This is a genomic window from Cupriavidus alkaliphilus (assembly GCF_900094595.1).
Taxonomy (GTDB): domain Bacteria; phylum Pseudomonadota; class Gammaproteobacteria; order Burkholderiales; family Burkholderiaceae; genus Cupriavidus; species Cupriavidus alkaliphilus.
Genome location: NZ_FMAD01000003.1, coordinates 121,317 through 148,143, shown reverse-complemented (window position 1 = coordinate 148,143; position 26,827 = coordinate 121,317). Strand labels below are relative to the sequence as shown.

Annotated in this window: 23 protein-coding genes and 1 tRNA gene; 19 read left to right on the top strand and 5 right to left on the bottom strand. The window is 70.3% G+C overall.

The genetic code is table 11. The features are described from left to right. Window positions 1-93: 93 nt before the first annotated feature. A complete protein-coding gene (locus tag GA0116996_RS07275; RefSeq protein WP_092308755.1) occupies window positions 94-2,028 on the bottom strand; it encodes an ATP-binding cassette domain-containing protein in 1,935 nt (644 codons plus the stop codon). Between the two features lie 294 nt (window positions 2,029-2,322). On the opposite strand from GA0116996_RS07275, the gene GA0116996_RS07270 reads away from it, so the two are divergent. From GA0116996_RS07270 to GA0116996_RS07195, 16 genes are all read left to right on the top strand, one after another. After that, a complete protein-coding gene (locus tag GA0116996_RS07270) occupies window positions 2,323-3,285 on the top strand; it encodes a MurR/RpiR family transcriptional regulator (protein WP_092308752.1) in 963 nt (320 codons plus the stop codon). Between the two features lie 16 nt (window positions 3,286-3,301). Continuing rightward, entirely contained in the window at window positions 3,302-4,273 is a 972-nt protein-coding gene (locus GA0116996_RS07265; RefSeq protein ID WP_092308749.1) for an isoaspartyl peptidase/L-asparaginase family protein, read from the top strand. Between the two features lie 48 nt (window positions 4,274-4,321). Next, window positions 4,322-6,226, top strand: a complete 1,905-nt coding sequence (locus tag GA0116996_RS07260; protein ID WP_092308746.1) for a dipeptide ABC transporter ATP-binding protein — start codon at window positions 4,322-4,324, stop codon at window positions 6,224-6,226. Between the two features lie 38 nt (window positions 6,227-6,264). Further along, window positions 6,265-7,833: a glutathione ABC transporter substrate-binding protein GsiB gene (gsiB, locus tag GA0116996_RS07255; RefSeq protein WP_183298727.1), complete on the top strand. Its 1,569-nt coding sequence runs from the start codon at window positions 6,265-6,267 to the stop codon at window positions 7,831-7,833. Window positions 7,834-7,989: 156 nt separating this feature from the next. Beyond that, entirely contained in the window at window positions 7,990-8,910 is a 921-nt protein-coding gene (gsiC, locus tag GA0116996_RS07250; RefSeq protein WP_092308740.1) for a glutathione ABC transporter permease GsiC, read from the top strand. Between the two features lie 7 nt (window positions 8,911-8,917). Beyond that, the gene (gsiD, locus tag GA0116996_RS07245; protein WP_092308737.1) at window positions 8,918-9,832 is read left to right on the top strand and encodes a glutathione ABC transporter permease GsiD; all 915 of its coding nucleotides are present in this window, start codon (window positions 8,918-8,920) and stop codon (window positions 9,830-9,832) included. Between the two features lie 2 nt (window positions 9,833-9,834). Next, on the top strand, window positions 9,835-10,881 hold the full coding sequence (locus GA0116996_RS07240) for a DmpA family aminopeptidase (protein WP_092308734.1): 1,047 nt from the start codon (window positions 9,835-9,837) through the stop codon (window positions 10,879-10,881). Continuing rightward, on the top strand, window positions 10,881-11,699 hold the full coding sequence (locus tag GA0116996_RS07235; RefSeq protein ID WP_092308731.1) for a M55 family metallopeptidase: 819 nt from the start codon (window positions 10,881-10,883) through the stop codon (window positions 11,697-11,699). Before GA0116996_RS07240 ends, GA0116996_RS07235 begins: the two co-directional genes overlap by 1 nt. An 84-nt stretch (window positions 11,700-11,783) precedes the next feature. Beyond that, window positions 11,784-12,548: a hypothetical protein gene (locus tag GA0116996_RS07230; protein WP_092308728.1), complete on the top strand. Its 765-nt coding sequence runs from the start codon at window positions 11,784-11,786 to the stop codon at window positions 12,546-12,548. 63 nt (window positions 12,549-12,611) lie between these two features. Then, on the top strand, window positions 12,612-13,682 hold the full coding sequence (locus tag GA0116996_RS07225; protein WP_092308725.1) for a M14 family metallopeptidase: 1,071 nt from the start codon (window positions 12,612-12,614) through the stop codon (window positions 13,680-13,682). A 196-nt stretch (window positions 13,683-13,878) separates the two neighbouring features. Beyond that, entirely contained in the window at window positions 13,879-14,505 is a 627-nt protein-coding gene (locus tag GA0116996_RS07220; protein WP_092308722.1) for a CDP-alcohol phosphatidyltransferase family protein, read from the top strand. A 4-nt stretch (window positions 14,506-14,509) separates the two neighbouring features. Next, on the top strand, window positions 14,510-16,279 hold the full coding sequence (locus GA0116996_RS07215; RefSeq protein WP_092308719.1) for a bifunctional alpha/beta hydrolase/class I SAM-dependent methyltransferase: 1,770 nt from the start codon (window positions 14,510-14,512) through the stop codon (window positions 16,277-16,279). Next, a complete protein-coding gene (locus GA0116996_RS07210; RefSeq protein WP_092308716.1) occupies window positions 16,276-17,652 on the top strand; it encodes a phosphatase PAP2/dual specificity phosphatase family protein in 1,377 nt (458 codons plus the stop codon). Before GA0116996_RS07215 ends, GA0116996_RS07210 begins: the two co-directional genes overlap by 4 nt. After that, window positions 17,642-18,085 (top strand): hypothetical protein, encoded by a 444-nt coding sequence (locus GA0116996_RS07205; RefSeq protein WP_092308712.1) that lies wholly within the window; start codon window positions 17,642-17,644, stop codon window positions 18,083-18,085. Before GA0116996_RS07210 ends, GA0116996_RS07205 begins: the two co-directional genes overlap by 11 nt. Before the next feature lie 6 nt (window positions 18,086-18,091). Next, window positions 18,092-18,718, top strand: coding sequence for a lysophospholipid acyltransferase family protein (locus GA0116996_RS07200; protein WP_092308709.1), 627 nt, complete (start codon window positions 18,092-18,094; stop codon window positions 18,716-18,718). Beyond that, window positions 18,715-19,677 carry a phosphatidate cytidylyltransferase gene (locus tag GA0116996_RS07195; RefSeq protein WP_092308706.1) on the top strand — a complete coding sequence of 321 codons (963 nt, stop codon included), beginning with the start codon at window positions 18,715-18,717 and terminating at the stop codon, window positions 19,675-19,677. Before GA0116996_RS07200 ends, GA0116996_RS07195 begins: the two co-directional genes overlap by 4 nt. A gap of 13 nt (window positions 19,678-19,690) precedes the next feature. Here GA0116996_RS07195 and GA0116996_RS07190 read toward each other — a convergent pair whose 3' ends face one another. Continuing rightward, complete coding sequence (locus GA0116996_RS07190) at window positions 19,691-20,590, bottom strand: LysR family transcriptional regulator (protein WP_092309769.1); 900 nt, start codon at window positions 20,588-20,590, stop codon at window positions 19,691-19,693. Between the two features lie 183 nt (window positions 20,591-20,773). Between GA0116996_RS07190 and GA0116996_RS07185 the strand changes: the two genes are divergently transcribed. From GA0116996_RS07185 to GA0116996_RS07175, 3 genes are read left to right on the top strand one after another with little or no spacing between them, the layout of a single operon-like run. Further along, window positions 20,774-21,781: a tripartite tricarboxylate transporter substrate binding protein gene (locus GA0116996_RS07185; RefSeq protein ID WP_092308703.1), complete on the top strand. Its 1,008-nt coding sequence runs from the start codon at window positions 20,774-20,776 to the stop codon at window positions 21,779-21,781. Between the two features lie 11 nt (window positions 21,782-21,792). Beyond that, window positions 21,793-22,806 (top strand): NADPH:quinone oxidoreductase family protein, encoded by a 1,014-nt coding sequence (locus GA0116996_RS07180; protein ID WP_092309766.1) that lies wholly within the window; start codon window positions 21,793-21,795, stop codon window positions 22,804-22,806. Window positions 22,807-22,819: 13 nt separating this feature from the next. Further along, window positions 22,820-23,971: a CaiB/BaiF CoA transferase family protein gene (locus GA0116996_RS07175; RefSeq protein WP_092308700.1), complete on the top strand. Its 1,152-nt coding sequence runs from the start codon at window positions 22,820-22,822 to the stop codon at window positions 23,969-23,971. Window positions 23,972-24,035: 64 nt separating this feature from the next. Here the strand turns inward: GA0116996_RS07175 and GA0116996_RS07170 are convergent. From GA0116996_RS07170 to GA0116996_RS07160, 3 genes are all read right to left on the bottom strand, one after another. Continuing rightward, a tRNA-Val gene (locus GA0116996_RS07170) sits at window positions 24,036-24,112 on the bottom strand. A gap of 84 nt (window positions 24,113-24,196) precedes the next feature. Further along, window positions 24,197-25,747, bottom strand: coding sequence for a class I adenylate-forming enzyme family protein (locus tag GA0116996_RS07165; protein WP_092308698.1), 1,551 nt, complete (start codon window positions 25,745-25,747; stop codon window positions 24,197-24,199). Between the two features lie 30 nt (window positions 25,748-25,777). Next, complete coding sequence (locus GA0116996_RS07160) at window positions 25,778-26,776, bottom strand: tripartite tricarboxylate transporter substrate binding protein (protein ID WP_092308696.1); 999 nt, start codon at window positions 26,774-26,776, stop codon at window positions 25,778-25,780. Window positions 26,777-26,827 lie beyond the last annotated feature (51 nt).

Genomic DNA, 26,827 nt, shown 5'->3' with positions numbered 1-26,827 from the left:
CGGGACAAGCGAACGATATAAAGCGAAACGGCGCCATCGGCGCCGTTTCGCTTTTGCGGTGGTGCAAGGGAGGGGACTCGAAGCCGAATCCGATCAGGCAATCTGCTCGATCTGCTCCTGCAGTTCCAGCCATTTTTCTTCCAGCGTCTCGAGTTCGCCGTTGACCTCGCCCTGGCGTTTCAGCATCTCCATCAGCTTCGTCTTGTTGGCCTCGGCATAGCTGCTTTCATCGGCCATGAACCGGTCGATCTCCACCTTGGCGGCCTGCAGCACCGCCATGCGCTTTTCCACCTTTTCCAGTTCCTTCGTCAGGGGCTTGCGCAGCGCCGACAGCCGCTGGCGCTCGTCCGCTTCGGCGCGGCGCTGGTCCTTGCGGTTGACCGTTGCCGCGCCATCCGCGGCGGTTTCGGACTGGTGCGCCGCGACCGCGGCGTTGCGCTTGGCGGCGGCCTGCTGCAGCAGCCAGTCGCGGTAGTCGTCGAGGTCGCCGTCGAATGGCCGGATGGTGCCGTCGGCCACCAGCATGAACTGGTCGGCGGTGGCGCGCAGCAGGTGCCGGTCGTGCGAGACCAGGATCAGCGTGCCTTCGAACTGCGCCAGCGCCATGGTCAGCGCCTCGCGCGTATCGAGGTCGAGGTGGTTGGTCGGCTCGTCGAGCAGCAGCAGGTTAGGCTTCTGCCAGACGATCAGCGCCAGCGCCAGCCGGGCCTTTTCACCGCCGGAGAAGGGCTCGATCGGCGTGGTCGCCATGTCGCCGCGGAAGTTGAAGCTGCCGAGGAAGTCGCGCAGCTCCTGCTCGCGCACGTCGGGCGCCAGGCGCGCGAGGTGCTGCAGCGCGGAGTCGTGGTCGCGCAGCGTTTCCAGCTGGTGCTGGGCGAAGTAGCCGATCTGCAGCCCCTTGCCCAGGCGCAGATTGCCCTTGAGCGGATCCTGGGTGCCGGCCAGGGTCTTGACCAGCGTCGACTTGCCCTGGCCGTTCGCGCCCAGCAGGCCGATGCGCTGGCCGTTCTGGATCGACAGCGCCAGGTTGTGCAGGATGGTGACGGGCGGATGGGCTTCGGCATAGCCGCAATCGACGCCGTCGAGCACCATCATCGGGTTGGGCGCGGCATCCGGTTCGCGGAACTCGAAGGCGAAGCCGGCGGCGACGTGCACCGGCGCCAGCCGCTCCATCTTCTCCAGCGCCTTGACCCGGCTCTGCGCCTGGCGCGCCTTGGTCGCCTTGGCCTTGAAGCGGGTGATGAACGATTCCAGGTGTGCGATTTCCTTCTGCTGGCGCACGTAGGCTGCCTGCTGCTGCGCCATCTGCTGCAGCCGCAGGGTCTCGAACAGCGTGTAGTTGCCGCCGTAGCGACGCAGCTGCTGGTTCTCGATATGCACCGTGACATTGCAGATCGCGTCGAGGAATTCGCGGTCGTGTGAAATCATCACCAGCGTGCCGGGATAGCGCGCCAGCCAGTCTTCCAGCCAGACGATGGCGTCGAGGTCCAGGTGGTTGGTCGGTTCGTCGAGCAGCAGCAGGTCCGACGGGCACATCAGAGCCTGCGCCAGGTTCAGGCGCATGCGCCAGCCGCCCGAGAACGACGCCACCGGCTGCGACACCTGCGCCAGCGTGAAGCCCAGCCCCAGCAGCAGGGCCTCGGCGCGCGCCGGCGCGGTGTAGCCGTCGGCATCGGCATAGGCGGCATGGGCTTCGCCTTCGGCGCTGCCGTCGCCGCTAGCCTGGGCCGCGGCAATGGCGGCCTCGATCTCGCGCAGGCGGGTGTCGCCATCGATCACGTAGTCGACCGCGGTGCGGCTGACCGCCGGTGTTTCCTGCGCCACGTGGGCAACCCGCCACTGCGCCGGCACGCTGACATCGCCTCCGTCCGGATGCAGTTCGCCGCGCAGCAGCGCGAACAGCGTCGACTTGCCGCTGCCGTTGGCGCCGACGAGGCCCACGTGCTCGCCCGGGTTGAGCGTCACGCTGGTGTGGTCGAACAGCACCTTGGTGCCGCGCTGAAGGACTAGCTGGTCGATTCGGATCACGAGAGGGGAAATGCCTGAGTGAAAAACAGAAAAAGCGCCGTGAACGCGGGCCGCGGCCGGCGCTGTGGCGCTGGGCCGCATTGTAGCGTTTCCGGTGCGCGGCACGCCGTACCGGTGCAGGTGCCGCGCCAAAGCGGGTCAGCGCGTGCACCGCGAAAGTGCCGGCAACGCCGGCGAATCTAGGGATTACCCTCGGTCTGGCAAAACTCTATTTTCTTGAAAGTCGGTTGCGTGTAAATTCATTTTCACAACGAGGCGCACCCTGACGCGCCGCCCAGACCAGCCGCTTTCACCATGCCCATTGGCCATTCGATCTCGGACCGCATTGCACGCAGCCTGCCGGCGCTGACGCCGGCGCACCGCCGCATGGCGGAATACGTGCTGGCCAACCTGTTTCGCGCGGCGACCATGCGCATCGATGAATTTGCCGCGGCCGTGGAGGTCTCGGTGGCGACGGCCAACCGCTTTGCGCGCGCGCTGGGATTCGACGGCTATCCGCAGTTCCGGGCCGAGCTGGTGCGCGGTTTCGAAGCCACGCTGGCGCCGGTGGAGCGGCTGCGCAGCGAGCTCGAGCGGCCCGCCACCGCCGCCGAAGTCTTCGCGGCCTCGCTGGAAGATGCGGCGGCCAATGCGGAAGCCACCCGGCGCAATATCGACCCGACCGCGTGCGAGCGCGCGGTGGCGGCGATCCTCGCCGCGCAGCGCGTCTACGTGGCGGGCTTCGGCGCCAGCGGTTTCCTTGCGGGCCTGCTGCAGCACGGGTTGGAAATGCATTGCCGCATGGTGACCTCGGTGGCGGGCGCGGGCGGCGCCTCGCATGCGGCGCGGCAGCTGTTCAAGCTGCAGCCGAGCGACCTGCTGATCGTGATTGCCTTCCCGCGCTACGTCACCGACACCATCGAGCTGGCCCAGCGCGCAAAGCTGCGTGGCGGGCAGGTGCTGGCGCTGACCGATGGCCCGACCTCGCCGCTGGCGCCGCTGGCCGATATCGCGCTGTATGCGCAGGCCGGCAACCGCCTCTCGGCCAACTCCGACGCCACCGTGCTGGCGCTGATCGAGGCGCTGTGCGGCGCGGTGGCGCACCGGGCCGAACGACCGGTCAAGGCCGCCGCCGAAATGACCGAATTCCTGCTGCCGTGGCTGCATGGCACGCCCGAGGCCGAGCCCGCGCGCCGCTCCGCGCCGATGCCAGTGCCACCCACCGAAGCCAAGACCGGCGCGCGCCGCGCGCGGTCGTCCAACACCCGCAAGTCCTGAATTCCTGAGTCTCCTTATGCAAGCAGCTGTCATTGCCATCCACGGCGGCGCCGGCACCATCACCCGCGCGGCGATGGATGCGGCCCGCGAACGCGAATACATCGAAGCGCTGCAACACGTGCTGCAAGCCGGCCAGCGCATCCTGGCCGATGGCGGCAGCGCGCTCGATGCCGTCACCGAGGCGGTGCGCCTGCTCGAAGAGTGCCCGCTGTTCAACGCCGGCAAGGGCGCGGTGCTGACCCATGCCGGCACCTATGAACTGGATGCGGCGGTAATGGATGGTGCCACTCTCGATGCCGGCGCGGTGGCCTGCGTCACGCGCCTGCGCAACCCGGTGCTGGCGGCGCGCGCGGTGCTGGAGCACAGCGAACACGTGCTGTTTGCCGGCGCCGGGGCCGAGGCCTTCGCGCAGGCGCGGGGGCTGGAACTGGTAGAGCCGGAGTACTACTTCACCCAGGCCCGCCACGACCAGTGGCAGCGTGCGCGCGCCAACGCCGGCATGGCCCTGCTCGACCACGACGCCGCCGCGCTCGCCGCGCAGCAGGCGCGCGGCACGGAACCGATCGATCCCGACAGCAAGTTCGGCACCGTGGGCGCGGTCGCCTGCGACAGCCGCGGCAACCTCGCGGCGGCCACGTCCACCGGCGGCGTCACCAACAAGCAGGTGGGCCGCGTCGGCGATACGCCCCTGATCGGCGCGGGCTGCTATGCCGACGACGTCGCGGCGGTGTCCGCCACCGGCACCGGCGAGATGTTTATCCGCACCGTGGCCGCGCACGATGTCGCGGCGCAGATGCGCTATGCCGGCGTGTCGCTCGAAGAGGCGGCGCGGCGCGTGGTGATGGAGAAGCTGCCCGCGATCCAGGGCCGCGGCGGCCTGATCGCGGTGGACCGCGCCGGCAACGTCACGCTGCCGTTCAACACCGAAGGCATGTACCGCGGTTTCGCCCGGGTGGGCGAGGCCGTCGACGTGTCGATCTACGGCTGAAGCGCCGCGCACCAGCCTGTCCCGCATCCCGCCATACAAGGAGTACCCGTGGTCACTACCGCAGCCCCCGCGCGCGTTCCCGTATCCGGCCTGGTCCTGCCGCCCGAGCGCGTGGTCCAGGTCGACGGGCTCACCGTGCGCTTCGCCACCTCCGAGCGCACCGTCGAGGCCGTGCGCAACCTGTCCTTCCATGTCGACCGCGGCGAAACGCTCGCGGTGGTGGGCGAGTCGGGCTCGGGCAAGTCGGTGACCTCGCTGGCGCTGATGCGGCTGGTCGAGCATGGCGGCGGCAAGATCGCGTCGGGCAGCATGGCGCTGCGCCGGCGCGGCGGCGAGGTGATCGACCTGGCGCGCACCGACAACGCCACGCTGCGCAGCGTGCGCGGCGCCGACGTGGCGATGATCTTCCAGGAGCCGATGACCTCGCTCAACCCGGTGTTCCCGGTGGGCGAGCAGATCGCGGAATCGATCCGCCTGCACCAGGGCAAGAGCCGCGCGGCGGCACGGGCCGAGGCGCTGCGCATGCTGGAGCTGGTGCGCATCCCCGAAGCGCGGCGCGTGCTCGAGCGCTATCCGCACCAGCTGTCCGGCGGCATGCGCCAGCGCGTGATGATCGCCATGGCGCTGTCGTGCAAGCCGGCGCTGCTGATTGCCGACGAGCCCACCACGGCGCTGGACGTGACCATCCAGGCCGAGATCCTGCAGCTGATCCGCGGCCTGCAGGCCGAGATGCAGATGGGGGTGGTCTTCATCACCCACGACATGGGCGTGGTGGCCGAGGTGGCCGACCGAGTGCTGGTGATGTACCGCGGCGAGAAGGTGGAAGAGGGCACCTCGGACGACGTGTTCCGCGCCCCGGCCCACCCCTATACGCGCGCGCTGCTGTCGGCGGTGCCGCGCCTGGGCGCCATGCGCGGCACCGACCTGCCGGCCAAGTTCCCGCTGCTGCGGCTCGACCGCGCCAGCCCCGAGCCGGCCGTGCCGCAGGATACGGTGGCGCCCGGCGTGGCGCCGATCCTGCGGGTGCGGGACCTGGTCACGCGCTTCGACGTGCCCGGCGGCCTGTTCGGCCGCGTGACGCGGCGCGTGCATGCGGTGGAACAGGTCAGCTTCGACCTCTATCCGGGCGAGACGCTGGCGCTGGTGGGGGAATCCGGCTGCGGCAAATCCACCACCGGCCGCTCGCTGCTGCGCCTGGTGGAAAGCCAGAGCGGCACCATCGAATTCAACGGGCAGAACATCAGCAAGATGGAAGGACCGGCGCTGCAGACCCTGCGCCGCAATATCCAGTTCATCTTCCAGGACCCGTTCGCGTCGCTCGATCCGCGCGTGCCGGTCGGCTATTCGATCATGGAGCCGCTGCTGGTGCACAAGGTTGCCAGCGGCAAGGAGGCCGAGCAGCGCGTGGCCTGGCTGCTCGACAAGGTAGGGCTGGACCCGTCGCACGCGGCGCGCTATCCGCACGAGTTTTCCGGCGGCCAGCGCCAGCGGATCTGCATTGCGCGCGCGCTGGCGCTGAACCCCAAGGTGGTGGTGGCGGATGAATCGGTGTCGGCGCTGGACGTGTCGATCCAGGCCCAGATCGTCAACCTGATGCTGGACCTGCAGCGCGAGCTCGGCATCGCCTTCCTGTTCATCTCGCACGACATGGCGGTGGTGGAGCGCGTCAGCCACCGGGTCGCGGTGATGTACCTGGGCCAGATCGTCGAGATCGGCCCGCGCCGCGCGATCTTCGAGAACCCGCAGCACCCGTACACGAAGAAGCTGATGTCGGCGGTGCCGATCGCCGACCCGGCGCGGCGCCACCTGCGGCGCGAGCCGCTGAACGACGAGATCCCCAGCCCGATCCGCGCGGTCGGCGACGAGCCGGTGGTGCAGCCGCTGGTGCCGGTCGCGGGCAGCGGGGCGCTCGGCCATTTTGTTGCGCGGCACGCCGTTGGCGGCGCTTATTGAAGTTCTGGAAGTCACCAAATTACCAAGGAGAATCGACAATGTCTGCACGTATGGTTTCGCCACGGGTTGCGCCACGATGGATCGCCGGCGCCTTTGTCGGCAGTGTCCTGGGCATGCTGTCCGCGACCCCGGCCTTTGCCGCCAAGGATGCCGTGATGGCGGTGTACTCGACTTTCACCACTCTCGATCCGTACGATTCCAACGACACGCTATCGCAAGCCGCGAGCAAGTCGTTCTACCAGGGCCTGTTCGGGCTGGATAAGGACATGAAACTGGTTAACGTGCTGGCCGACAGCTACGAGGCCAGCAAGGACGGCCTGACCTACACCATCAAGCTGAAGAAGGGCATCAAGTTCCACGACGGCACCACCTTCGATGCCGCCGCCGTCAAGGCCAACCTGGACCGCGTCACCAACCCGGCCAACAAGCTCAAGCGCTACACGCTGTTCAACCGCGTGGCGAAGACCGACGTGGTCGACGCTAATACCGTCAAGGTCACGCTGAAGGAGCCGTTCTCGCCGTTCATCAACGTGCTGGCGCATCCGTCGGCGGTGATGATCTCGCCGGCCGCGCTGCAGAAGTACGGCAAGGACATTGCCTTCCATCCGGTGGGCACCGGTCCGTTCGAGTTCGTGGAGTGGAAGCAGCCCGACCACCTGAAGGGCAAGAAGTTTGCCGGCTACTGGAAGACCGGCTATCCGAAGATCGACACCATCACCTGGAAGCCGGTGGTCGACAACAACACCCGCGCCGCCATCATGCAGACCGGCGAGGCGGACTTTGCCTTCAGCATTCCGTTCGAGCAGGCAGCGGTGCTGAAGAGCAGCCCCAAGGTCGACCTGATCGCGGCGCCGTCGATCATCCAGCGCTACCTGACCATGAACACCATGGTCAAGCCGTTCAACGACCCCAAGGTGCGCCAGGCCATCAACTACGCCATCAACAAGGAGGCGCTGGCCAAGGTGGCCTTTGCCGGCTACGCGGTGCCGGCCGAGGGCGTGGTGCCGCACGGCGTGGACTATGCCGAGAAGCTGGGCCCGTGGCCGTATGACCCGGCCAAGGCGCGCGCGCTGCTGAAGGAAGCCGGCTACCCCAACGGCTTCGAGACCACGCTGTGGTCGGCGTACAACCACACCACCGCGCAGAAGGTGATCCAGTTCGTGCAGCAGCAGCTGCAGCAGGTCGGCATCAAGGCGCAGGTGCAGGCGCTGGAAGCCGGCCAGCGCGTGGAGAAGGTCGAGAGCGTGCCCAAGCCCGAGGACGCCGGCGTGCGCATCTACTACGTGGGCTGGTCGTCGTCGACCGGTGAATCCGACTGGGCCCTGCGTCCGCTGCTGGCCTCGGAGTCGATGCCGCCCAAGCTGCTGAACACCGCCTACTACAAGAACGAGCAGGTCGACGCGGATATCGCCGGCGCGCTGCGCACCACTGACCGCGGCGAGAAGGCGCGGCTGTACAAGGACGCGCAGGAACGCATCTGGAAGGACGCGCCCTGGGCCTTCCTGGTGACCGAGAAGGTGCTGTTCGCGCGCAGCAAGCGCATGAGCGGCGCGTACGTGATGCCGGACGGGTCGTTCAATTTTGACGAGATCGATATCAAGCAGTGATCGGGAATGTGCGGGCCGGCGCTTGCAGCACCAGCTTCCTCCGCGCCGCGACAAGCCGTCCAACAGAGCAGTAGAGCAGTAAGCCGAGAGCGGCCGCCTGCCTCGCGACGCGGGGTTCGCAGGCGGGCGGCCCGCGGCCTTTCTTCATGGTGTGTGATGCTGAATTACTTCCTCAAACGTGTGCTGGGCGTGATCCCCACGCTGCTGATCGTGGCGGTGCTGGTGTTCCTGTTCGTCCACCTGCTGCCGGGCGATCCGGCGCGCCTGGCGGCGGGTCCGGAGGCTGACTCGGCCACGGTCGAACTGGTGCGCAAGGACCTGGGCCTGGACCGGCCCTTGCACGAGCAGTTCGTCAATTTCTTCTCCAATGCGTTGCGCGGCGAGTTCGGCAATTCGCTGCGCACCAAGCGCCCGGTGAGCGAGGAGATCGGCGACCGCTTCATGCCGACGCTGCTGCTGACGGTGGCGTCGATGGCGTGGGCGGTAGTGTTCGGCATGGCCATCGGCATCGGCTCGGCGGTGTGGCGCAACCGCTGGCCGGACCGCTTCGGCATGACGCTGGCGGTTTCCGGGATTTCCTTCCCGGCCTTCGCGCTGGGCATGCTGCTGATGGAGGTGTTCTCGGTGCAGCTGGGCTGGCTGCCCTCGATCGGCGCCGACAGCTGGCAGCACTACGTGTTGCCCTCGGTCACGCTGGGCGCCGCGGTGGCGGCGGTGATGGCGCGCTTTACCCGGGCTTCGTTCGTCGAGGTGCTGCAGGAAGACTTTATCCGCACCGCCCGCGCCAAGGGCGTGCGCGAGACGCTGGTGGTGGCCAAGCATGGCCTGCGCAACGCCATGATCCCGGTGGTGACCATGATGGGCCTGCAGTTCGGCTTCCTGCTGGGCGGCTCGATCGTGGTCGAGAAGGTGTTCAACTGGCCGGGCCTGGGACGGCTGCTGGTCGATGCCGTCGAGATGCGCGACTACCCGGTAATCCAGGCCGAGGTGCTGCTGTTCTCGCTCGAATTCATCCTGATCAACCTGGTGGTGGACATGCTCTACACCGTGATCAATCCCACCATCCGCTACAAGTGAGGCCGGCATGACTGAGCTTTCCACGCCCGCCGCGGCGCAAGCGGCATCCGCCACCGCCTCCGCGCCGGAAGCCGTGCGCACGCCCTGGACCGAGTTCTGGCGCAAATTCCGCAAGCAGCACCTGGCGCTCGGCGCCGGCGCGTTCGTGCTGCTGCTGGTGCTGGTCGCGATCCTGGCCCCGCATATCGTGCCGTACGACCCCGAAAACTTCTTCGACTACGACGCGCTCAACGCCGGCCCGTCGGCCGCGCACTGGATGGGCGTCGATTCGCTCGGGCGCGATATCTTCAGCCGCATCCTGGCCGGCACGCGCATCTCGCTGGCGGCGGGCTTCCTGTCGGTGATCATCGGCGCGGTGATCGGCACCGTGCTGGGCCTGCTGGCCGGCTACTACGAAGGCTGGTGGGACCGCATCGTGATGCGCATCTCCGACGTGCTGTTTGCCTTCCCCGGCATCCTGCTGGCGATCGGCATCGTCGCCATTCTCGGCAACGGCATGACCAACGTGATCTTCGCCGTCGCCATCTTCAGCATCCCCGCGTTCGCGCGGCTGGTGCGCGGCAATACGCTGATGCTCAAGCGGCTGACCTACGTCGAGGCCGCGCGCAGCATCGGCGCGTCGGACTGGACCATCCTGATGCGCCATATCCTGCCGGGCACGGTGTCGTCGATCGTGGTGTATTTCTCGATGCGGATCGGCACCTCGATCATCACCGCGGCCAGCCTCTCGTTCCTCGGGCTGGGTGCGCAGCCGCCCACGCCGGAATGGGGCGCGATGCTCAACGAGGCGCGCGCCGACATGGTCACCGCGCCGCATGTGGCGATCTTCCCCAGCCTGGCGATCTTCCTGACCGTGCTGGCCTTCAACCTGCTGGGCGACGGGCTGCGCGACGCGCTCGACCCCAAGATCGACCGACGCTGAAGATGCGTGTCTCCAACCCTGGCGTGCCGCGCGTCGGCAGCCTGCCCGCGGGGCCGCTGGACAGCATTGCCGACGTCGCCGGCGTCACCGTCGGCCACTGCACGCTGGCCGAGGCCGGGGTGCAGACCGGCGTGACCGTGATCCGCCCGCATGGCGGCGATCCGTACCGCGACAAGGTGCCCGCCGCGGCCACCGTACTCAACGGCTTCGGCAAGAGCGTCGGGCTGGTGCAGGTGGACGAGCTGGGCGTGCTGGAAACGCCGGTGGCGCTGACCAATACCTTTGCCGTCGGTGCCGTGGCGCAGGCGCAGATCCGCGCGGCGGTGGCGGCCAACCCGGAAATCGGCCGCGCGCTGCCGACCGTCAATCCGCTGGTGTTCGAATGCAATGACGGCTACCTGAACGATATCCAGCGCATGGCGGTGGCCGGCTCGCACTACGATGCAGCGCTGGCCGACGCGGGAGCCGGATTCGCACAGGGTGCCGTGGGCGCCGGCCGCGGCATGTCGGCGTTCGGCGTCAAGGGCGGCATCGGCTCGGCTTCGCGCGTGGCCGGCGGCCATCGCGTCGGCGCGCTGGTGCTGGCCAATTTCGGCACGCCGGAATCGCTGACCGTGAGCGGCCGGCCGGTCGGCCCCGAACTGGCACGCCGGCTGGCGCTGCCCGCTGGCGCGCCGGAATCGGAGAAGGGATCGATCATCATGGTCGTTGCCACCGATGCGCCGCTGGACGCGCGCCAGCTGCGCCGGCTGTCGCTGCGCGCCGGCGCCGGGCTGGCGCGCACCGGTTCGGTGTTCGGGCATGGCTCCGGCGATATCGCGCTGGCGTTCTCGACGGCGTACACCGTGCCAGACGACGCGGCGCGGCCGATGCCGGCCGTTGCGCTGCTGCATGAAACCCTGCTTGACCCGCTGTTCCGGGCCGCGGCCGACAGCGTCGAGCAGGCCATCCTGCATGCCCTGTGGCATGCCGTGCCGGTGCAGGGCCGCGACGGCCACGGCCGCGCCGCGCTGCCCGACGTGATGCCCGAACTGCGCCAGAGCTGCTGATGAAGATCCTTGTTTCCACCGATATCGAAGGCGTGGCCGGCGTCTTCCACGCCGAGCAGACCCGCGCCGGCAACGGCGAATACGAACGCGCCCGCGCCTGGATGACGGGCGAGGCCAACGCGGCCATCGAAGGCGCCTTTGCCGGCGGCGCGGCCGAAGTGCTGGTCAACGATTCGCACGGCGGTTTCCGCAACCTGCTGCCCGACCAGCTCGATCCGCGCGCGCGGGTGGTGCTGGGCAAGCCGCGCTACCTGGGCATGATGGCGGGCGTCGAGGCCGGCGTCGACGGCGTGCTGCTGATCGGCTACCACGGCCGCGCGCAGAGCCGCGGCGTGCTCGCGCACACCATCAACAGCGGCGCCTTTGCGCGGGTCTGGCTCAATGGCAAGGAGCTCGGCGAAGCCGGGCTGTACGCCGCGCTCGCCGGCGAATTCGGTGCGCCGGTGCTGATGGCCAGCGGCGACGACGTGTTCGTGCAGGAAACCCACGCGCTGATGCCGTGGGTGCGCTATGTCGAGACCAAGACCGCGGGCGGCTTCGGCAGCGGCGCCTCGCTGTCGCCGGCGGCCGCGCGCGCAGCCATCGCCGCGGCGGCAGCGGCCGCGGTGCGCGAGCGCGCGCAGGCGCAATGCCTGCGCATCGCGGCGCCGGTGGCCTGCACCCTGCAGACCCAGACGCCGGCGCATGCCGACCTGTTCTGCCAGTGGCCCACGCTGGAGCGGCGCGACGGCGTGACGCTGTCGTTCCAGGCCGATTCGGTGCAGGCCGCGGTGCGCATGCTGAACTGCCTGTCGGCGATGTCGTTCATGCTGAAGTAGGCCGGCGCAGCGTGGCGGTCCGGCCACGTTGCGCAGATCGGCGACAATGGCGGGTCGAGCCATCTCCACGCATCACCGCAACGCATGACCCAGGCACACGACGGCGGCTGGATCCCCGTACGCAAGGATTTCGTCGATCCGGCCACACGCTGCCACGCGCGCGGCGCCAGCCGCCGCCATCACGGCTTTCCCGAAGGCCAGGCTTATATCCTGCGCGACGCCGCCGGGCACGAATACCCGTTCGGCGAGGACTGCGCGCGCGCCGCGCTGGCGCAGCCGGCCCTGCTGCGGCAGGTGCCCGACTACACCGAGCGCGACGTGGTGCCGCGCACGGCCTTGCCGGAGCTGCCCGCCGGCCCGCGCCGGCGCGACCCCGCGCAGGCCCGTGCGGCCGAACGCGCCGCGGCGATCCGCTACCTGGTGCTGCGCATGGAGAAGGTGGCCGCGGTGCCGCGCGTGCAGCCCACCGTGCGCTTCCCGGCGCTGGAGGACGTCTACGCGCAATACCAGCGCAGCGGCGACCTCGCCCTGGCGCAGGTGCGCCGCATCCTGGCGATCGAGCGCAGCCGGTCGACGCCGCCGCGCCTGCGCGCGACCAACCTGCTCGACGTCTATACCGCCCACGTGAAGCTCGAACGGCTGATCGCGGCGTCGACCAGCGTCGACAACATCCGCTTCCTGCGCAGCCTGCATGACTGGCTGGCGCGGCACCTGGTGCTGACCGCCGGGCAGCTGGCGGCGGCCGGGATCGCCATGCATCCGCAGGCGTTCACGTCGGCCGGCATCTGGGGGCCCGAGGCCGAGCCGCCCCCCGCGGCGGGCAGATCCCAGTCCGGTTCGCTGTTCTAGCCGCGACTGGCGAGTCCCGCCGAATTGGCGTCTAATGCCTGCATCGCATCCGCGGGTGACGCCATGAGCCATTTTTCTCGCAGCTACGCCGAAGCGCGCCAGACCTTCCTGGACGCCGCCCGCGCCGCGGGCGCCGCCCTGGCGCAATTTCCGCATCCCACCAGGCGCGGCAGCGCCGGCGAAGACCTGGCGATCGACGTGGCGCTGGCCGGCGCGCCCGAGGCCGGGCGCTGCATCATGGTGACTTCGGGCACGCACGGTGCCGAGGGCTTTGCCGGCTCCGGGGCGCAGGCGGCGCTGCTGCACGACGCCGCGCTGCTTGCCGATTGCGCCGCCGCCGATGCCTGCCTGCTGCTGGTGCACGCGGTCAATCCCTATGGCTTCTCGCACCTGCGCCGGGTCAACGAGGACAACGTCGACCTGAACCGCAACTTCATGGATTTTTCGCAGCCGCTGCCGCATAACGCCGCCTATGCCGAAATCGCGCCGCTGCTGCTGCCGGCGCAATGGCCGCCGTCGGAGGCCGACCAGGCACAGCTGATGAAGGCAGTGGCCGAGCGCGGCATGGCGTGGTACCAGGCCGCGGTCAGCAGCGGCCAGTACCAGGATCCGGGCGGCATGTTCTACGGCGGCGACAAGGCTACCTGGAGCAACTACACGCTGTGCCGCGTCCTCGCGCGCTTCGGCGCCGGCCGCGCGGCGCTGCGCTGGATCGACATCCATACCGGCCTGGGCCCGTGGGGCTACGGCGAGCCCATCCACATGGGCCCGGACACGCCGGAATCGATCCGGCGCACGCGCGCGATCTGGGGCGAGCGCGTGACCTCGATCTACGATGGCTCGTCGACCTCGGCCAACCTGACCGGTCTGGCCTGGCATGCCGTGCCGCAGACCCTGCCGGCGGTGGACTACGCCGGCATCGCGCTAGAGTTCGGCACGCTGCCGGTGGGCGAGGTGCTCGACGCCCTGCGCGGCGACCACTGGCTGCACCGGCATCCCGAGGCCGACGAAAACCAGCGCGCGCTGGTGCGCCAGGCGATGTGGCGCGCCTTCTACGGCGATGCCGACGACTGGCGCGACGGCGTGGTGGCGCAGGTGACCGACGCCGTGCGCAGCACGATCGCGTCCGCCTAGCGAGTGGGGTTCAGGCCGCAGGCGTCATCTGGTATTGTCCGGGCTTGGCGGTAGAGTGCCGAGCCAGGCACTGCCGCGATGCCCTGGCCAGGGTGTGCCGCGGCCGGGCCAGGAGCCAGACCAACACCAAGAACAAGACGGAAGCGGCCGCCGCGCGGTGCGCCTCCGGCATCTGCTCGGCAGGGAGGCCGGCGCGATGACGCTCTATGAACTGAAACCCAGGTTCCAGGCCTGGCTGCGCCCCATGGTGCAAGACCTGGCGCATCGAGGCGTGACCGCCAATCAGGTCACGCTGGCCGCTGCCGCGGGATCGCTGGCGGTGGGCGTGCTGGCCACGCTGGGCATGCTGGTGGCCGAGACCCCGGCGCTGTTCCTGCTGTTCCCGCTGTGGTTGTTCGGGCGCATGGCGCTCAATGCCATCGACGGCATGCTGGCGCGCGAGCATGGCCAGCAGAGCGTGCTGGGCGCCTACCTGAACGAGCTCGGCGACATGGTCTCGGACCTGGCGCTGATCCTGCCGCTGGCCGCGCTGCCCGGCTTCAGCCTGGGGCAGGTGGGCACCTTCGCGCTGCTGGCGCTGCTGGTCGAGGCGGCCGGACTGATCGGGCCGCTGGCCGGCGCCAGTCGGCGCTATGATGGCCCGCTCGGCAAGAGCGACCGGGCCTTCGCGGTCGGCGCGATCGCGCTGTGGGCCGGACTGGGGCTGGGCTTCGGCACGGCCGCCAGCTGGCTGTGGCTGCTGCTGTCGCTGTTGTCGTTGTTCACGATGGCCAACCGGGTGCGCCGCGGCATTGCCGAGGCACACTCCCGCCTGGCGGAGTAGCGCGATGGACCGACCGTCTTCCCGCCAGCCGCTGCAGCGGCAATTCGAGACCCACGACGGCCAGGCGCTGTTCTACCGCCACTGGCCGGCAGTGGAGGGCCCGGCGCGCGGCGCCGTGGTGCTGTTCCACCGCGGCCACGAGCATTCCGGCCGGGTCGCCCACCTCGCCGACGAGCTCAACCTGCCCGGCCATGACATCTTTGCCTGGGATGCGCGCGGCCATGGCAATTCGCCCGGCGAACGCGGCTACAGCCCCAGCCTGGCCGATTCGGTGCGCGACATCCAGACCTTTACCGCGCATATCGCCGAAGTCCATGGCATCCCGCTGGAACGCACCGCGGTGGTCGCGCAGAGCGTGGGCGCGGTGCTGGCCGCGACCTGGGTGCACGACTACGCGCCGCCGATCCGCGCGCTGGTGCTGGCGTCGCCGGCGTTCAAGGTCAAGCTGTACGTGCCGTTCGCGCGGCCGGGCCTGAAGCTGATGCAGCGCCTGCGCGGCAAGTTCTTCGTCAACAGCTACGTCAAGGCAAGGTTCCTGACGCACGATCCCGAGCGCATCGCCAGCTATGACAGCGATCCGCTGATCACGCGCCCGATCGCGGTCAATATCCTGCTCGACCTGTACCAGACCGCCGAGCGCATCGTCGCCGATGCGGCCGCGATCACGGTGCCGACGCAGTTGCTGATCTCCGGCGCCGACTGGGTCGTGCACCGCGGGCCGCAGGACCGCTTCTATGAGCGCCTGGGCTCGCGCACCAAGGAGCGCATCGTGCTGGACGGCTTCTACCACGACACCCTCGGCGAGCGCGACCGCAAGCTGGCGGTGGATGCCGCGCGCCGCTTTATCCTGCGCGAATTCGACACGCCGTCGGCGCCGCGCTCGCTGCTCGATGCCGACCAGATCGGCCCGTTCCGGGAGGAGGCGGACCGGCTGGCATCGGCGCCGGGCGCGCTGGCCGCCTGGTACTGGCGCGCGGCGCGGGCCAACCTGAAGCTGGGCGGGATGCTGTCGGACGGGGTGCGGCTGGGCCATCAGACCGGCTTCGACTCGGGCTCGACGCTCGACTACGTTTACCGCAACACGCCGTCCGGCCGCGGCGCGCCGGGCCGGCTGGCCGACCGGCAATACCTGGACGCGATCGGCTGGCGCGGCATCCGCCAGCGCAAGGTCCACGCCGAGGCGCTGATCGCCGAGGCGGTGCGGCGCCTGCGCGCGGCCGGCATGCCGGTGCGCATGGTCGATATCGCCGCCGGCCATGGCCGCTACGTGCTGGAAGCGCTGGGCGCGCTGGAGGGCGGCGCGGGCGCGGTCGAGTCGATCCTGCTGCGCGACTACAGCGCGCTGAACGTGGAGCAGGGCCGCGCGCTGATTGCCGCCAAGGGCCTGCAGGGCGTGGCCCGCTTCGAACAGGGCGATGCCTTCGACGGCGACAGCCTGGCCGCGCTGGCGCCGGCGCCGACGCTGGCGGTGGTGTCCGGCCTGTACGAGCTGTTCCCGGACAACGCCATGGTGCGGCGCTCGCTCGACGGCCTGGCGCGCGCGCTGCCGCCGGGCGGCTACCTGGTCTACACCGGCCAGCCCTGGCATCCGCAGCTGGAATTCATCGCGCGCGCGCTGACCAGCCATCGCGCCGGCGCCGCCTGGGTGATGCGGCGCCGCTCGCAGGCCGAGATGGATGAACTGGTGCGGGCCGCCGGCTTCGACAAGGTAACCCAGCGCATCGACCCGTGGGGCATCTTCACCGTCAGCCTGGCGCGCAGGCGCGGCGCATGAGCACGGTGCCGACGCAGGCCGGCGCCGCGGTGCATGCGCGGCGGCCGTGGGGCCTGGCGTGCCTGCTGCTGGCGCTGGCCGGCGCGTTCTTCTTTTCCAGCTATGGCTTCGCCAACTGGCTGGCGAGCCAGCGCGCCGACGTGCCGTCGTTTCACTTCGAATGGGAGCGGGGCATTCCGTTCCTGCCCTGGACCATCGTGCCGTACTGGTCGATCGACCTGCTGTATGGCATCTCGTTCTTCCTGTGGCGCAGCCGCGCGACGCTGCTGACGCACGTGAAGCGGCTGGTGCTGGCGCAACTGGTGTCGGTGGCGTGCTTTATCGCTTTCCCGCTGCGCTTCAGCTTTGCGCGGCCCGCTGCCGACGGCCTGCCGGGCCAGCTGTTCACGCTGCTGGGCGGCTTCGACCTGCCGTTCAACCAGGCGCCGTCGCTGCATATCAGCCTGCTGGTAATCCTGTGGGTCGCCTTCGCGGCGCACCTGCGCGGCGGCTGGCGCTGGCTGCTGCACGGCTGGTTTGCGCTGATCGGGATCTCGGTGCTGACCACCTGGCAGCATCACCTGATCGACGTGCCCACCGGCGCGCTGGTGGGCTGGCTGTGCGTTTACCTGTTGCCGATGCAGCTGCCCTCAGCCGCGGCCGGAGCGCCCGATGCGCGCTCGCGGCAGCTGTCGCGCCGCTACGGCGTGGGCGCGCTGGTGGCGCTGCTGTGCGCGGTGCTGGCGGTGGGGGCATCGGTGACGCTGGCGTTCCTGCTGTTGTGGGCCGCGCTGGCGCTGGCCTGCGTGGCGCGCATCTACGCGCTGGCGGCGCCGGCGTGGTTCCAGAAGGATGCCGACGGCAAGATGGCGCCGGCCGCGCGCTGGGTGCTCGCGCCTTACCTGCTGGGCGCCTTCCTCAACTCACGCTGGTGGACGCGGCGCGCGCCGCAGGCCAGCGCGATCGCGCCGGGTGTCTGGGTGGGCCGCTTTCCGACGCGCTCCGAGCTGCGCGCGCTCGGTGCGGATGCCGTGCTTGACCTCAGCGCCGAGCTGCCGCGCGCGGCCGCGGCGCCCGGACTCGCCTATCGCTGCATACCCGTGCTGGACCTGACCGTGCCGACGCCGCAGCAGCTGGCGCAGGCGGTGGCGCAGCTCGACGCCTGGCAGCGGCAGGGACGCGGCGTGCTGGTCAGCTGTGCGCTGGGCTATTCGCGCAGCGCGCTGGCGGCGGCGGCGTGGCTGGCGCGGCGGCAGGGGCTGCGCGATGCCGGCGCCGCGCTGGCGGCACTGCGCCAGCATCGGCCGGCGGTGGTGCTCGGCTCCGAGCATGTCGAAGCGCTGCAGCGTTGCCTGGATCGTGCCGCTGCCGAGGAGCCTGGCGATGGCCGCTGACCGGGCCGCTGAGTTCGTACAAGGTACCGACGCCTGGATTGCGCACGCGGTGACGGGCGCGCTCGCGGGGGCCGCGTGGATCGGCGCGGCCGGAGTGGCGTTCGGCATGCTGGCGGCGTGGCTGGGCGCGGGCAACGCGATCTCGCGCTGGCCGGCGGCGCTGGCGTTGCTGCTAGCGCTGCCCCAGCTCTGGCTGCTGCTGCGCGTCGCGATCGACCATCGCCTGTTCGGTGCGCTCGCCGCCGGCGCGTCGGACCAGCCCGGCCTGGCCAGACTCGATGCCGCGCTGCTCGAACTGGGCTGGATGCCCGCCGGGCGTGCCGCGCGCCCCTTGACCGAACGTGCCCGCGGCGCGCTGCGCCTGGTGCGCGCCAGCGCCGTGCTGACCGTGTGCCAGCTGCTGCTGGCCTTGCTATCGCTGATCCTGAGGTAACCAACCATGTGGCTTGCCCGCGCCACCGCGCGCGCCATCATCGTCTTCGCCCGGCTGCTGACGGGCATGCGCGCCAACTGGCAGGGCTGCATCCCGGCCGCGGTGCAGCGCGTCTACTTTGCCAACCACAGCAGCCACGGCGATTTCGTGCTGATCTGGGGTTGCCTGCCGCCCGCCCTGCGCACGGTGACGCGGCCGGTGGCGGGCGCCGATTACTGGCAGAAGTCGCCGCTGCGCCGCTTTATCGGCCGCGACGTGTTCCGCGCGCTGCTGATCGACCGTACCCGCAGCGAGCCCGGCAGCGACCCGGTGGCGCTGATGCACGCCGCGCTGGCGGCGGGCGATTCGCTGATCCTGTTTCCCGAAGGCACACGCAATACCACCGACGCGCGCCTGCTGCCGTTCAAGAGCGGCATCTACCACCTGGCGCGGGCCTGCCCGGCGCTCGAGTTCGTGCCGGTGTGGATCGACAACCTGAACCGCGTGATGCCCAAGGGCGAAGTGGTGCCGGTGCCGCTGCTGTGCACCGTGACCTTCGGCCAGCCGTTGCGGCTGGCCGCCGACGACAGCAAGGATGCGTTCCTTGCGCGCTGCCGCGCGGGCCTGCTCGCGCTTGCCCCGGAACTGGAATGAACGCCATGCCCACCCTGCATTGGAGCCGCGAGACCTGGCTGCTGTTCGGCGGCCTGTTCGGCGTGCTGCTGCTCGCTTCCACCGTGACCGCGCTGCTGCGCTGGCGCGTCGCGGGCGGCGGCCAGCACGCGGTGATCGACAACCTGGCGCAGCGCGTCTGGGCCTGGTGGTGGATGATCGGCATCATGGGCGTGGCGTTTGCGCTGGGGCGCACCGCGGTGATCGTGCTGTTCTACCTGCTGTCGTTCTTTGCGCTGCGCGAGTTCGTCACCATCACCACCACGCGGCGCGGTGACCATCGCGCCATCGTCGCCGCGTTCTTCGTGTTCCTGCCGCTGCAGTACGTGCTGGTCTATATCGGCTGGTACGGCATGTTCTCGATCCTGATTCCGGTCTATGCCTTCCTGGTGCTGCCGATCCTGGCGGCGCTGTCGTCCGAGACCACGCGCTTCCTGGAGCGCTGCGCCGGGGTGCAGTGGGCGGTGATGGTGTGCGTGTTCTGCATTTCGCACGTGCCGGCGCTGCTGACGCTGCCGATCCCGGGCTTCGACGGGCGCAACCTGCTGCTGATCGCCTTCCTGGTGATCGTGGTGCAGGGCAGCGACGTGCTGCAGTACGTGTGGGGCAAGCTGTGCGGCAAGCGCAAGATCGCGCCGCTGCTGTCGCCGTCCAAGACCGTCGAGGGCTTTCTCGGCGGCGTCGCCAGCGCCACCGCGCTGGGCGCGGCGCTGTGGTGGATCACGCCGTTCTCGCCGTGGCAGGCCGGCGCGATCGCGCTGGTGATCGCGCTGATGGGCTTCCTCGGCGGCCTGGTGATGTCGGCGATCAAGCGCGACCGCGGCATCAAGGACTGGGGCCACATGATCCAGGGCCACGGCGGCATGCTCGACCGGCTCGACTCGGTGGTGTTCGCCGCGCCGGTGTTCTTCCACGTCACGCGTTACTGGTGGGTGCCCTGATCCGCTCGGCGGCTTACAACGCCATCTCTTCGCACCACGTCACCACGGCATCGCGGAAGTCCTGGCAGATCGGCGACAGGTAGCCGTCGGCGCGCCACAGCACCGCCAGTTCGTGCTGCCACGACGTGCCCGGGGCGTCGATCGCGGCCAGTCCTTGGCCCTCGGCCTGGCGCAGCATGCGCGGCGGCATGATCCCGAGCAGGTCCGAGTGCCGCAGCAACTCGCCGAAGGCGACCGGCGACGCCGTGCTTTCCACCGCCACGCGCGGCGGCGGCAGCCCGACCGCGGTAAACCGTTGTTCCAGCCATTGGCGCAGGTACAGCGAACTGGCCGGCACCACCCAGCGTTCGCCGGCAAGGTCGGCCAGGGTGCGAAAGCCGTCGCGGCGCGGATGGGCGCTGCGGCACACGATCTGCATGCTGAGCGGCCCGAGCGGCAGCCAGGCAACCTCCGCCGGCACGCTGGCGGGGCGCGCAGCGAGGATCAGGTCGGCCTCGCCGTTCTGCAGCATCGCCATCAGGCGCGCGCTCAGGTGGGTCTCGATCGAGAACGTGGCCAGCGGCCGGCTCAGGAAGAAGCGCGCCAGCAGCGGCGACAGCAGCGACGGCAGCAGGTAGGGGATCGCGCCCAGGCGCACCGTGCCTGCGCGCGCCGCGCGCTGCTCGGCCAGTTCGCTGCGCATGTCGCCGGCGGCCAGCGAGATCCGGCGCGCATGGGCGGCCAGGGTGCGGCCCGCGCCGGTCGGCACCAGCCCGCGCGGGGTGCGCTCGAACAAGGGCATGCCGGCTTCGCCTTCCAGCCGCGCCAGGGTCTTGGACAGCCCGGACTGGGTCATGCCCAGGGTCTCGGCGGCGCGGTGCAGGTTGCCCTGGTCGATCACGACCAGGAAGGCTTCTAGATCCTCGAATCGCATGGGCGGGATGGCGCTGGGGGTGCGGGCCATTGTAGCGCCATGCCTGGCAGGACTTGGCTCGCGCCGCGCGGGAATCGCGCCGGCCCGGACGCTGGCCTAGACTGCGTGGCATCCCTCGCGCATCGCACTGCAGTGGACACTGCGGCGGGCACTACAGAAGGGAGCCAGACAGGAGACCCATCGATGCCATACCGTTCAGCGTGGCTGCGCACAGCCATGGCCGCCATATTGCTGGCCACCGTTCCCGCCGTGATGCCGGCCGCGGCCGCGGCCGCCGATCCCGCCCCTGCCGAACCCTATCCGTCGCGGCCGCTGACCATCGTGGTGCCGTCGGTGGCGGGCAACGTCAACGACGCCGTGGCGCGGCTGATCGGCCAGGAGCTGACCAAGAGCTGGGGCCAGCCCGTGATCGTCGACAACAAGCCCGGCGCGGGCACCACGACCGGCACCAAGTATGTCGCCAGGGCGGCCAAGGATGGCTACACCGCGCTGCTGACCTTCACCGCGCACGTGCAGAACCCGTCGCTGTACCGCGGCATCGGCTATGACCCGATCGCGGATTTCACGCCGGTCAGCGAGGTGGCGATCTCGTCCACCATCCTGGCGGTGTCGCCGGACTTTCCCGCGCGGACGCTGCCGGAGGTGGTGGCGCTGCTCAAGGCCAATCCAGGCAAGTACCCATATGGCTCTTACGGCGCCGGCACCACCGGGCATATCCTGGGCGAGCTGCTCAGGCGCGAGGCCGGCCTGCAGATGGAGCACGTGGCCTACAAGGGCGGTGCGCCGCTGGCGACCGACCTCGCGGCGGGGCATGTGAAGCTGGGCTTTATCGCCGTGGGCACGGCGATGCCGCTGCTGCAGGGCGGCAAGCTGGTGCCGGTGGCGCTTGCCGGCGCCGAGCGCTCGGCCTTGCTGCCCAAGGTGCCGACCTTCCGCGAGGCCGGCTACCAGGGCTTCGAGCCGGATGCGTGGATGGGCCTGCTGTTCCCGGCCGGCGTGCCCAGGGCGCGGGTCGACGCCCTGTCGCGCGAGGTCGCGCGCATCGTGCGCCTGCCGGAAGTCGCCAGGAAGATGCAGGACCTGAACCTGGTGCCGGTGGGCAGCACGCCGGAGGCGTTCGCCACGGTGATGAAGAACGACCGCGACAAATGGAGCCGCATCATCCGCGATGTCGGCATCACGCTCGAATGACGCAGACGCCGATGCAAGCCGACGATTACCAGGGATTGGTCTGTTCGCGCTGGTGCCACTGGAGCGAGCTGGCGCTGCAACGCATCGCGCGCCGGCCGCTGGCGGCCGGCCAGGTGCGCATCCGCGTGCGGCACGCCGGGGTGGGCTTCGCGCTGAGCCTGTTCGTGTCCGGCAAGTACCAGCGCAAGCCGCCGCTGCCGTTCACGCCGGGCACCGAGGTCGCGGGCGAGATCATCGAAGTGGCGCCCGACGTCACGCAGCTGCGCCCGGGCCAGCGCGTGGCCGCGGCGCTGGACTGGGGCGGCATCGCCGAGGAAGCGGTGGCCACCGCCGACACCGTTTATCCCGTCCCCGACGGGCTGCCGCTGGCGCACGCCGCCGCGCTGCCCATCACCTGCGGCACGGTGTGGGCCGCGCTGGCGTGGCGCGCGGCGCTGCAGCCGGGCGACACCATGCTGGTCCACGGCGCCAGCGGCGCGCTCGGCACCGCAGCGGTACAGGTGGGCAGGCTGATGGGCGCGCGCGTGATCGCCACCGCCAGCACTCTGGCCAAGCGCGAGGCGGCGCTGCGCAACGGCGCCGCGCACGCGCTGGAGCCGGACCCGGCCACGCTGGCGGCGGCGGTCAAGGCGCTGTGCCCGGCCGGCGGCGCCGACGTGGTGTTCGACCCGGTCGGCGGCGACCTGTTCGATGCCTCGCTGCGCTGCGCGGCGCCCGGCGCGCGGCTGCTGTCGATCGGCTATGCCAGCGGCCGCATCCCGGCGGTGCCGGCCAACCTGCTGCTGGTGAAGAACCTGACGCTGGTCGGCTTCAACTATGGCTACTACATCGGCTGGGGCCTGACCGACGAGCGCCGGCGCTTTGCGCCGCGCGTGCAGGCCATGGTCGGCGAGATCATGCAGGCAGCGGCCAGCGGCCGGCTGCCGCCACCGGTGCTGCAGCACTTTGCGCTGCGCGACTGGCTGGACGCGGTCGACACCACCATGTCGCGCCGCGCCATCGGCAAGGTCATGCTGGATATCTGAACGGAGCGAACTTATGCACGATGCAACCGCGGCGAGCGCGGACGATGCCATGTTCGATGGCCTGACCGTGCTCGACCTGAGCCAGGGCATCGCCGGCCCGTACTGTGGGCTGATACTGCGCCAGCAGGGCGCGCGCGTGATCAAGGTGGAGCCGCCGGGCGGCGACTGGTCGCGGCAGATGGGGCGCATCCGCGCCGGCCAGACCGCGATCGCGGTCGCGTGCAACGCGGGCAAGGAAAGCGTGGTGCTGGACGCGCGCAGCGCCGACGGCCGGGCCGCCATCGGCCGGCTGGCGCAGCGCGCCGATGTGGTGATCCAGAACTTTCGTCCCGGCGTGGCCGAGCGCATGGGCGTCGGCTACGAGGCCCTGGCCGCGCACAACCCGGCGCTGGTCTATATCTCGATCTCGGGCTACGGCCATGCGGGGCCGATGGCGAACCGGCCCGCGGTGGATACCACCATGCAGGCCTACAGCGGGCTGATGCACCTGAATCGCGACGCCGCTGGCCAGCCGCGCCGCATCGCCTTCTTCATGGTCGACCTGGCCACCGGGCTGTACGCGTCGCAGCAGGCGTCGGCGGCGTTGTACAAGGCCGCGCGCAGCGGCCGCGGCCGCCATGTGCGGCTGTCGCTGCTCGAGACCAGCGCCGCGCTGCAGTCCTACCTGATGGTCGACGATGCCATGTTCCCCGACGCCGAGCTGGCGGCGGCCAACGCGCCGACCGGGCTGTTCGAGGCGGCCGATGGCGCGCTGTACCTGAGCATGCTCAACGACGCGATGTTCCTGCGGCTGGCCGCGCTGCTGGGGTGCGACGACTGGCTTGCCGATGCCTCGCTGCATACCAGTGCCGGCAGGCTGCCGCGCGCGGCGGAACTGGGCCGGCGCGTGGCGCAGGCGCTGGCCGCGCAGCCGCTGGCGCACTGGGAGGCGCTGCTGACCGAGCACGATGTGCTGTTCGCGCGCGTCGGCCATGCGCGCGATCTGCTGCAGAGTGCGCAGTGCGCGCAGGCGGGCGTGTTCGGCCGGCTGCCGCTGGCAGGGATAGGCGAGGTGCCATGGGCCAACCTGCCCGGCATGGCTGGACGAGACGGGCCGGCAGGGAATGCGCCGGGGCTTGGCCAGCATACCGAGGCGGTGCTGGCGGAGTTCGGCATCGGCGCCTGAAGCGGACCCGCAAAAGAAAAACGGACGGTGCGCGATTGCGTACCGTCCGTGTTCCCTTGTGCGTTGGTAGGCTCGATTGGACTCGAACCAACGACCCCCACCATGTCAAGGTGGTGCTCTAACCAGCTGAGCTACGAGCCTAGCGAAGGCGCGAATTATAGAGAGCCCTTTACGATTGCGCAAGCACCCGGCGCGACTTTTTGCGTGGGTGCTTGCCAGGGCGCGTCAGGCAGTGCCGATACGGTCGCGCAGTTCGCGCTTGAGCACCTTGCCGATGGCGCTGCGCGGCAGGCGCTCCACCTCGTGGATCGCGGCCAGCCGCTGGGTCTTGCCCAGCCGCTCATTGGCCCACGCCAGCACCTGCTGCGCGCTGGCGCCGCCGTCTGCGCGCAGGGCGACAAAGGCCACCGGGGTCTCGCCCCAGCGCTCCGACGGCACGCCGACCACCGAGACTTCGGACACTGCCGGATGCTCGCGCACCACCGCCTCGAGGTCGCTCGGGTAGATGTTGAAGCCGCCCGAGATGATCATGTCCTTCTTGCGGTCCAGCAGCACCAGGAAGCCGTCCTCGTCGAAGCGGCCGATGTCGCCGGTGCGGATAAAGCGCTGGCCCTGCGCGTCATGCCATTCGGTCTCGGCGGTCTTTTCGGGTTGGTTGTGGTAGCCGTTCATCATCGCCGCCGAGCGGCCCACCACTTCGCCGGTGCTGCCGGGCGGCAGCTCGCGGCCGGCCTCGTCGATGATGCGCACGTCGGCGCCGGTGGCGGGGCGCCCGACGGTGTGCAGCTTGTGCGGGAACTGGTCGGCGAACAGCAGGCAGCCGCCGCCACCTTCGGTCATGCCGTAGAGCTCGGTCAGCGCGCCGGGCCAGCGCCGCAGGATCTCGGCCTTCAGCGCCGGGCTGCACGGCGCGCTGGTGCAGAACTTGTGCCGGAAGGCGGACAGATCGTGCTGGTCGAACGCCGGATGCGCCAGCAGGCGCTGGTATTGCACCGGCACCAGCATGGTGTGCGTGACGCGATGCCGCTGCGCCAGCGCCAGGTACTGGCCCGCATCGAACTTCGCCATCAGGATGGCCGTGCCGCCCAGCCCGATGGTGGGGAAGAAGCTGGCCAGCGTGGTGTTGGAATACAGCGGCGTCGACAGCAGCGTGACCGCGTGCGTGCCATAGCCGGTGGCGGCACCGCGCGACACGTGGGCCCAGCGCATGCCGTGCGACTGCACGATGCCCTTGGGCGCGCCGGTGGTGCCGGAGGAATAGATGATGTTGAGCGGCAGCTCCGGGCGGATCTCGGGTTCCGTCACCGGCGTGCCGGCGGGCGCCAGCCAGTCCGCGTACGGCGCGCCCGCGTCGCTGCCGTCCAGCGCGATCACGGGGGTGCCGGCCAGCCTGGCACGCACCGGCGCCAGCACGTCGGCGACGCTGGCGTCGGTGAACACGATGCGCGCGCCCGCGTCGGCAATCATGCCGGCCAGGCTGTCGGGCGTGGACGACGGCGCCAGCGGCGCGACCACCACGCCGGCGCGCACCGCGCCCAGGTACACCGCGGCGTATTCGATCGACGACGCGGCGCAGATGGCGATGGCTTCGCCGGGCCGCACGCCGTCGCGCGCCAGCGCCGCGGCAATGCGGTCCATGGCGGCGTCGAGCCCGGCGTAGTCGAGCACGCGCTCGCCATGCATCAGGGCGGGTTGCGCCGGGCGCTGCGCGGCATGCTCGCGCACGAGCACGGACATGGTGGTGAAAGGACGTTGGAGCGGAGTCGGCTGGGTCATGTCGGGCAGTGTTGGTGGATGCGGCAAGCGTTACTGGATCTGCGCGCCGGAGTCCTTCACCACCTTGCTCCAGCGGTCGATCTCGGCGTCGATATGGGTGCGCAGCGCGGCGGGCGTCGAGCCTACCGGCTCATAGCCGTTGGCCGCCAGCGTGGCCTTCAGCTCCGGCTGGCGCAGCACGGTGGCAATCTCGGTGCTGAGCCGGTCGATCACGGGCTGCGGCGTGCCGGCCGGCGCCAGCATCGCGTACCAGCCGGTAATGCTGATGCCGGGCACGCCGGCCTCGGCCAGCGTCGGGACTTCGGGGGCGACGGCGGCGCGCTGGCTGCCGGTGACGGCGAGCGCGCGCAGCTTGCCGCTCTTCACATGCGGCAGCGTGGTCGAGATGCTGTCGAAGGTGAGCTGGACTTCGCCGGACAGCATCGCCGTGACGACCTGCGCGCTGCCCTTGTACGGCACATGGGTCATCTTGATGCCCGCCACGGAGTCGAACAGTTCGCCCGCCAGGTGGCCGGTATTGCCGTTGCCCGCCGAGGCAAAGGTCAGCTTGCCGGGCGCGGCCTTGGCCTCGGCGATCAGCTCTTTCACATTGGTGGCCTGCAGCGATGGGCTGCCCGCCAGGATCATCGGCAGGTTGGCCACCAGCGATACCGGCGCGAAATCCTTGCGCGTGTCGTAGGGCAGGCGGGGATACAGGCTGGTGTTGATGGCATGGGCGGCCAGCACCATGATCAGCGTGTAGCCGTCGGGTTTGGCGCGCGCCAGTGCCTGGCTGGCGATGGTGCCGCCGGCGCCCGGGCGGTATTCCAGCACCACCGGCTGGCCCAGCCGTTCCTGCAGCTTCGCGGCGACGGGACGCGCCAGCAGGTCGGCGCTGCCGCCGGGCGGGTAGGGGATCAGCAGCTGGATCGGACGCGCCGGCCAGGTCTCGGCGGCGGCGCTGGCGGGCAGGGCGGCCGCGGCTGCGGTGGCCAGCATGGCGGCCAGCCATGCGCGGCGGCCCCGGGCGGGACGGGGGGTGGATGCCATCGGGTGTCTCCTCGTTGTGCCGGCCGCGCACGCAGCCGGGGTCCCTGCGCC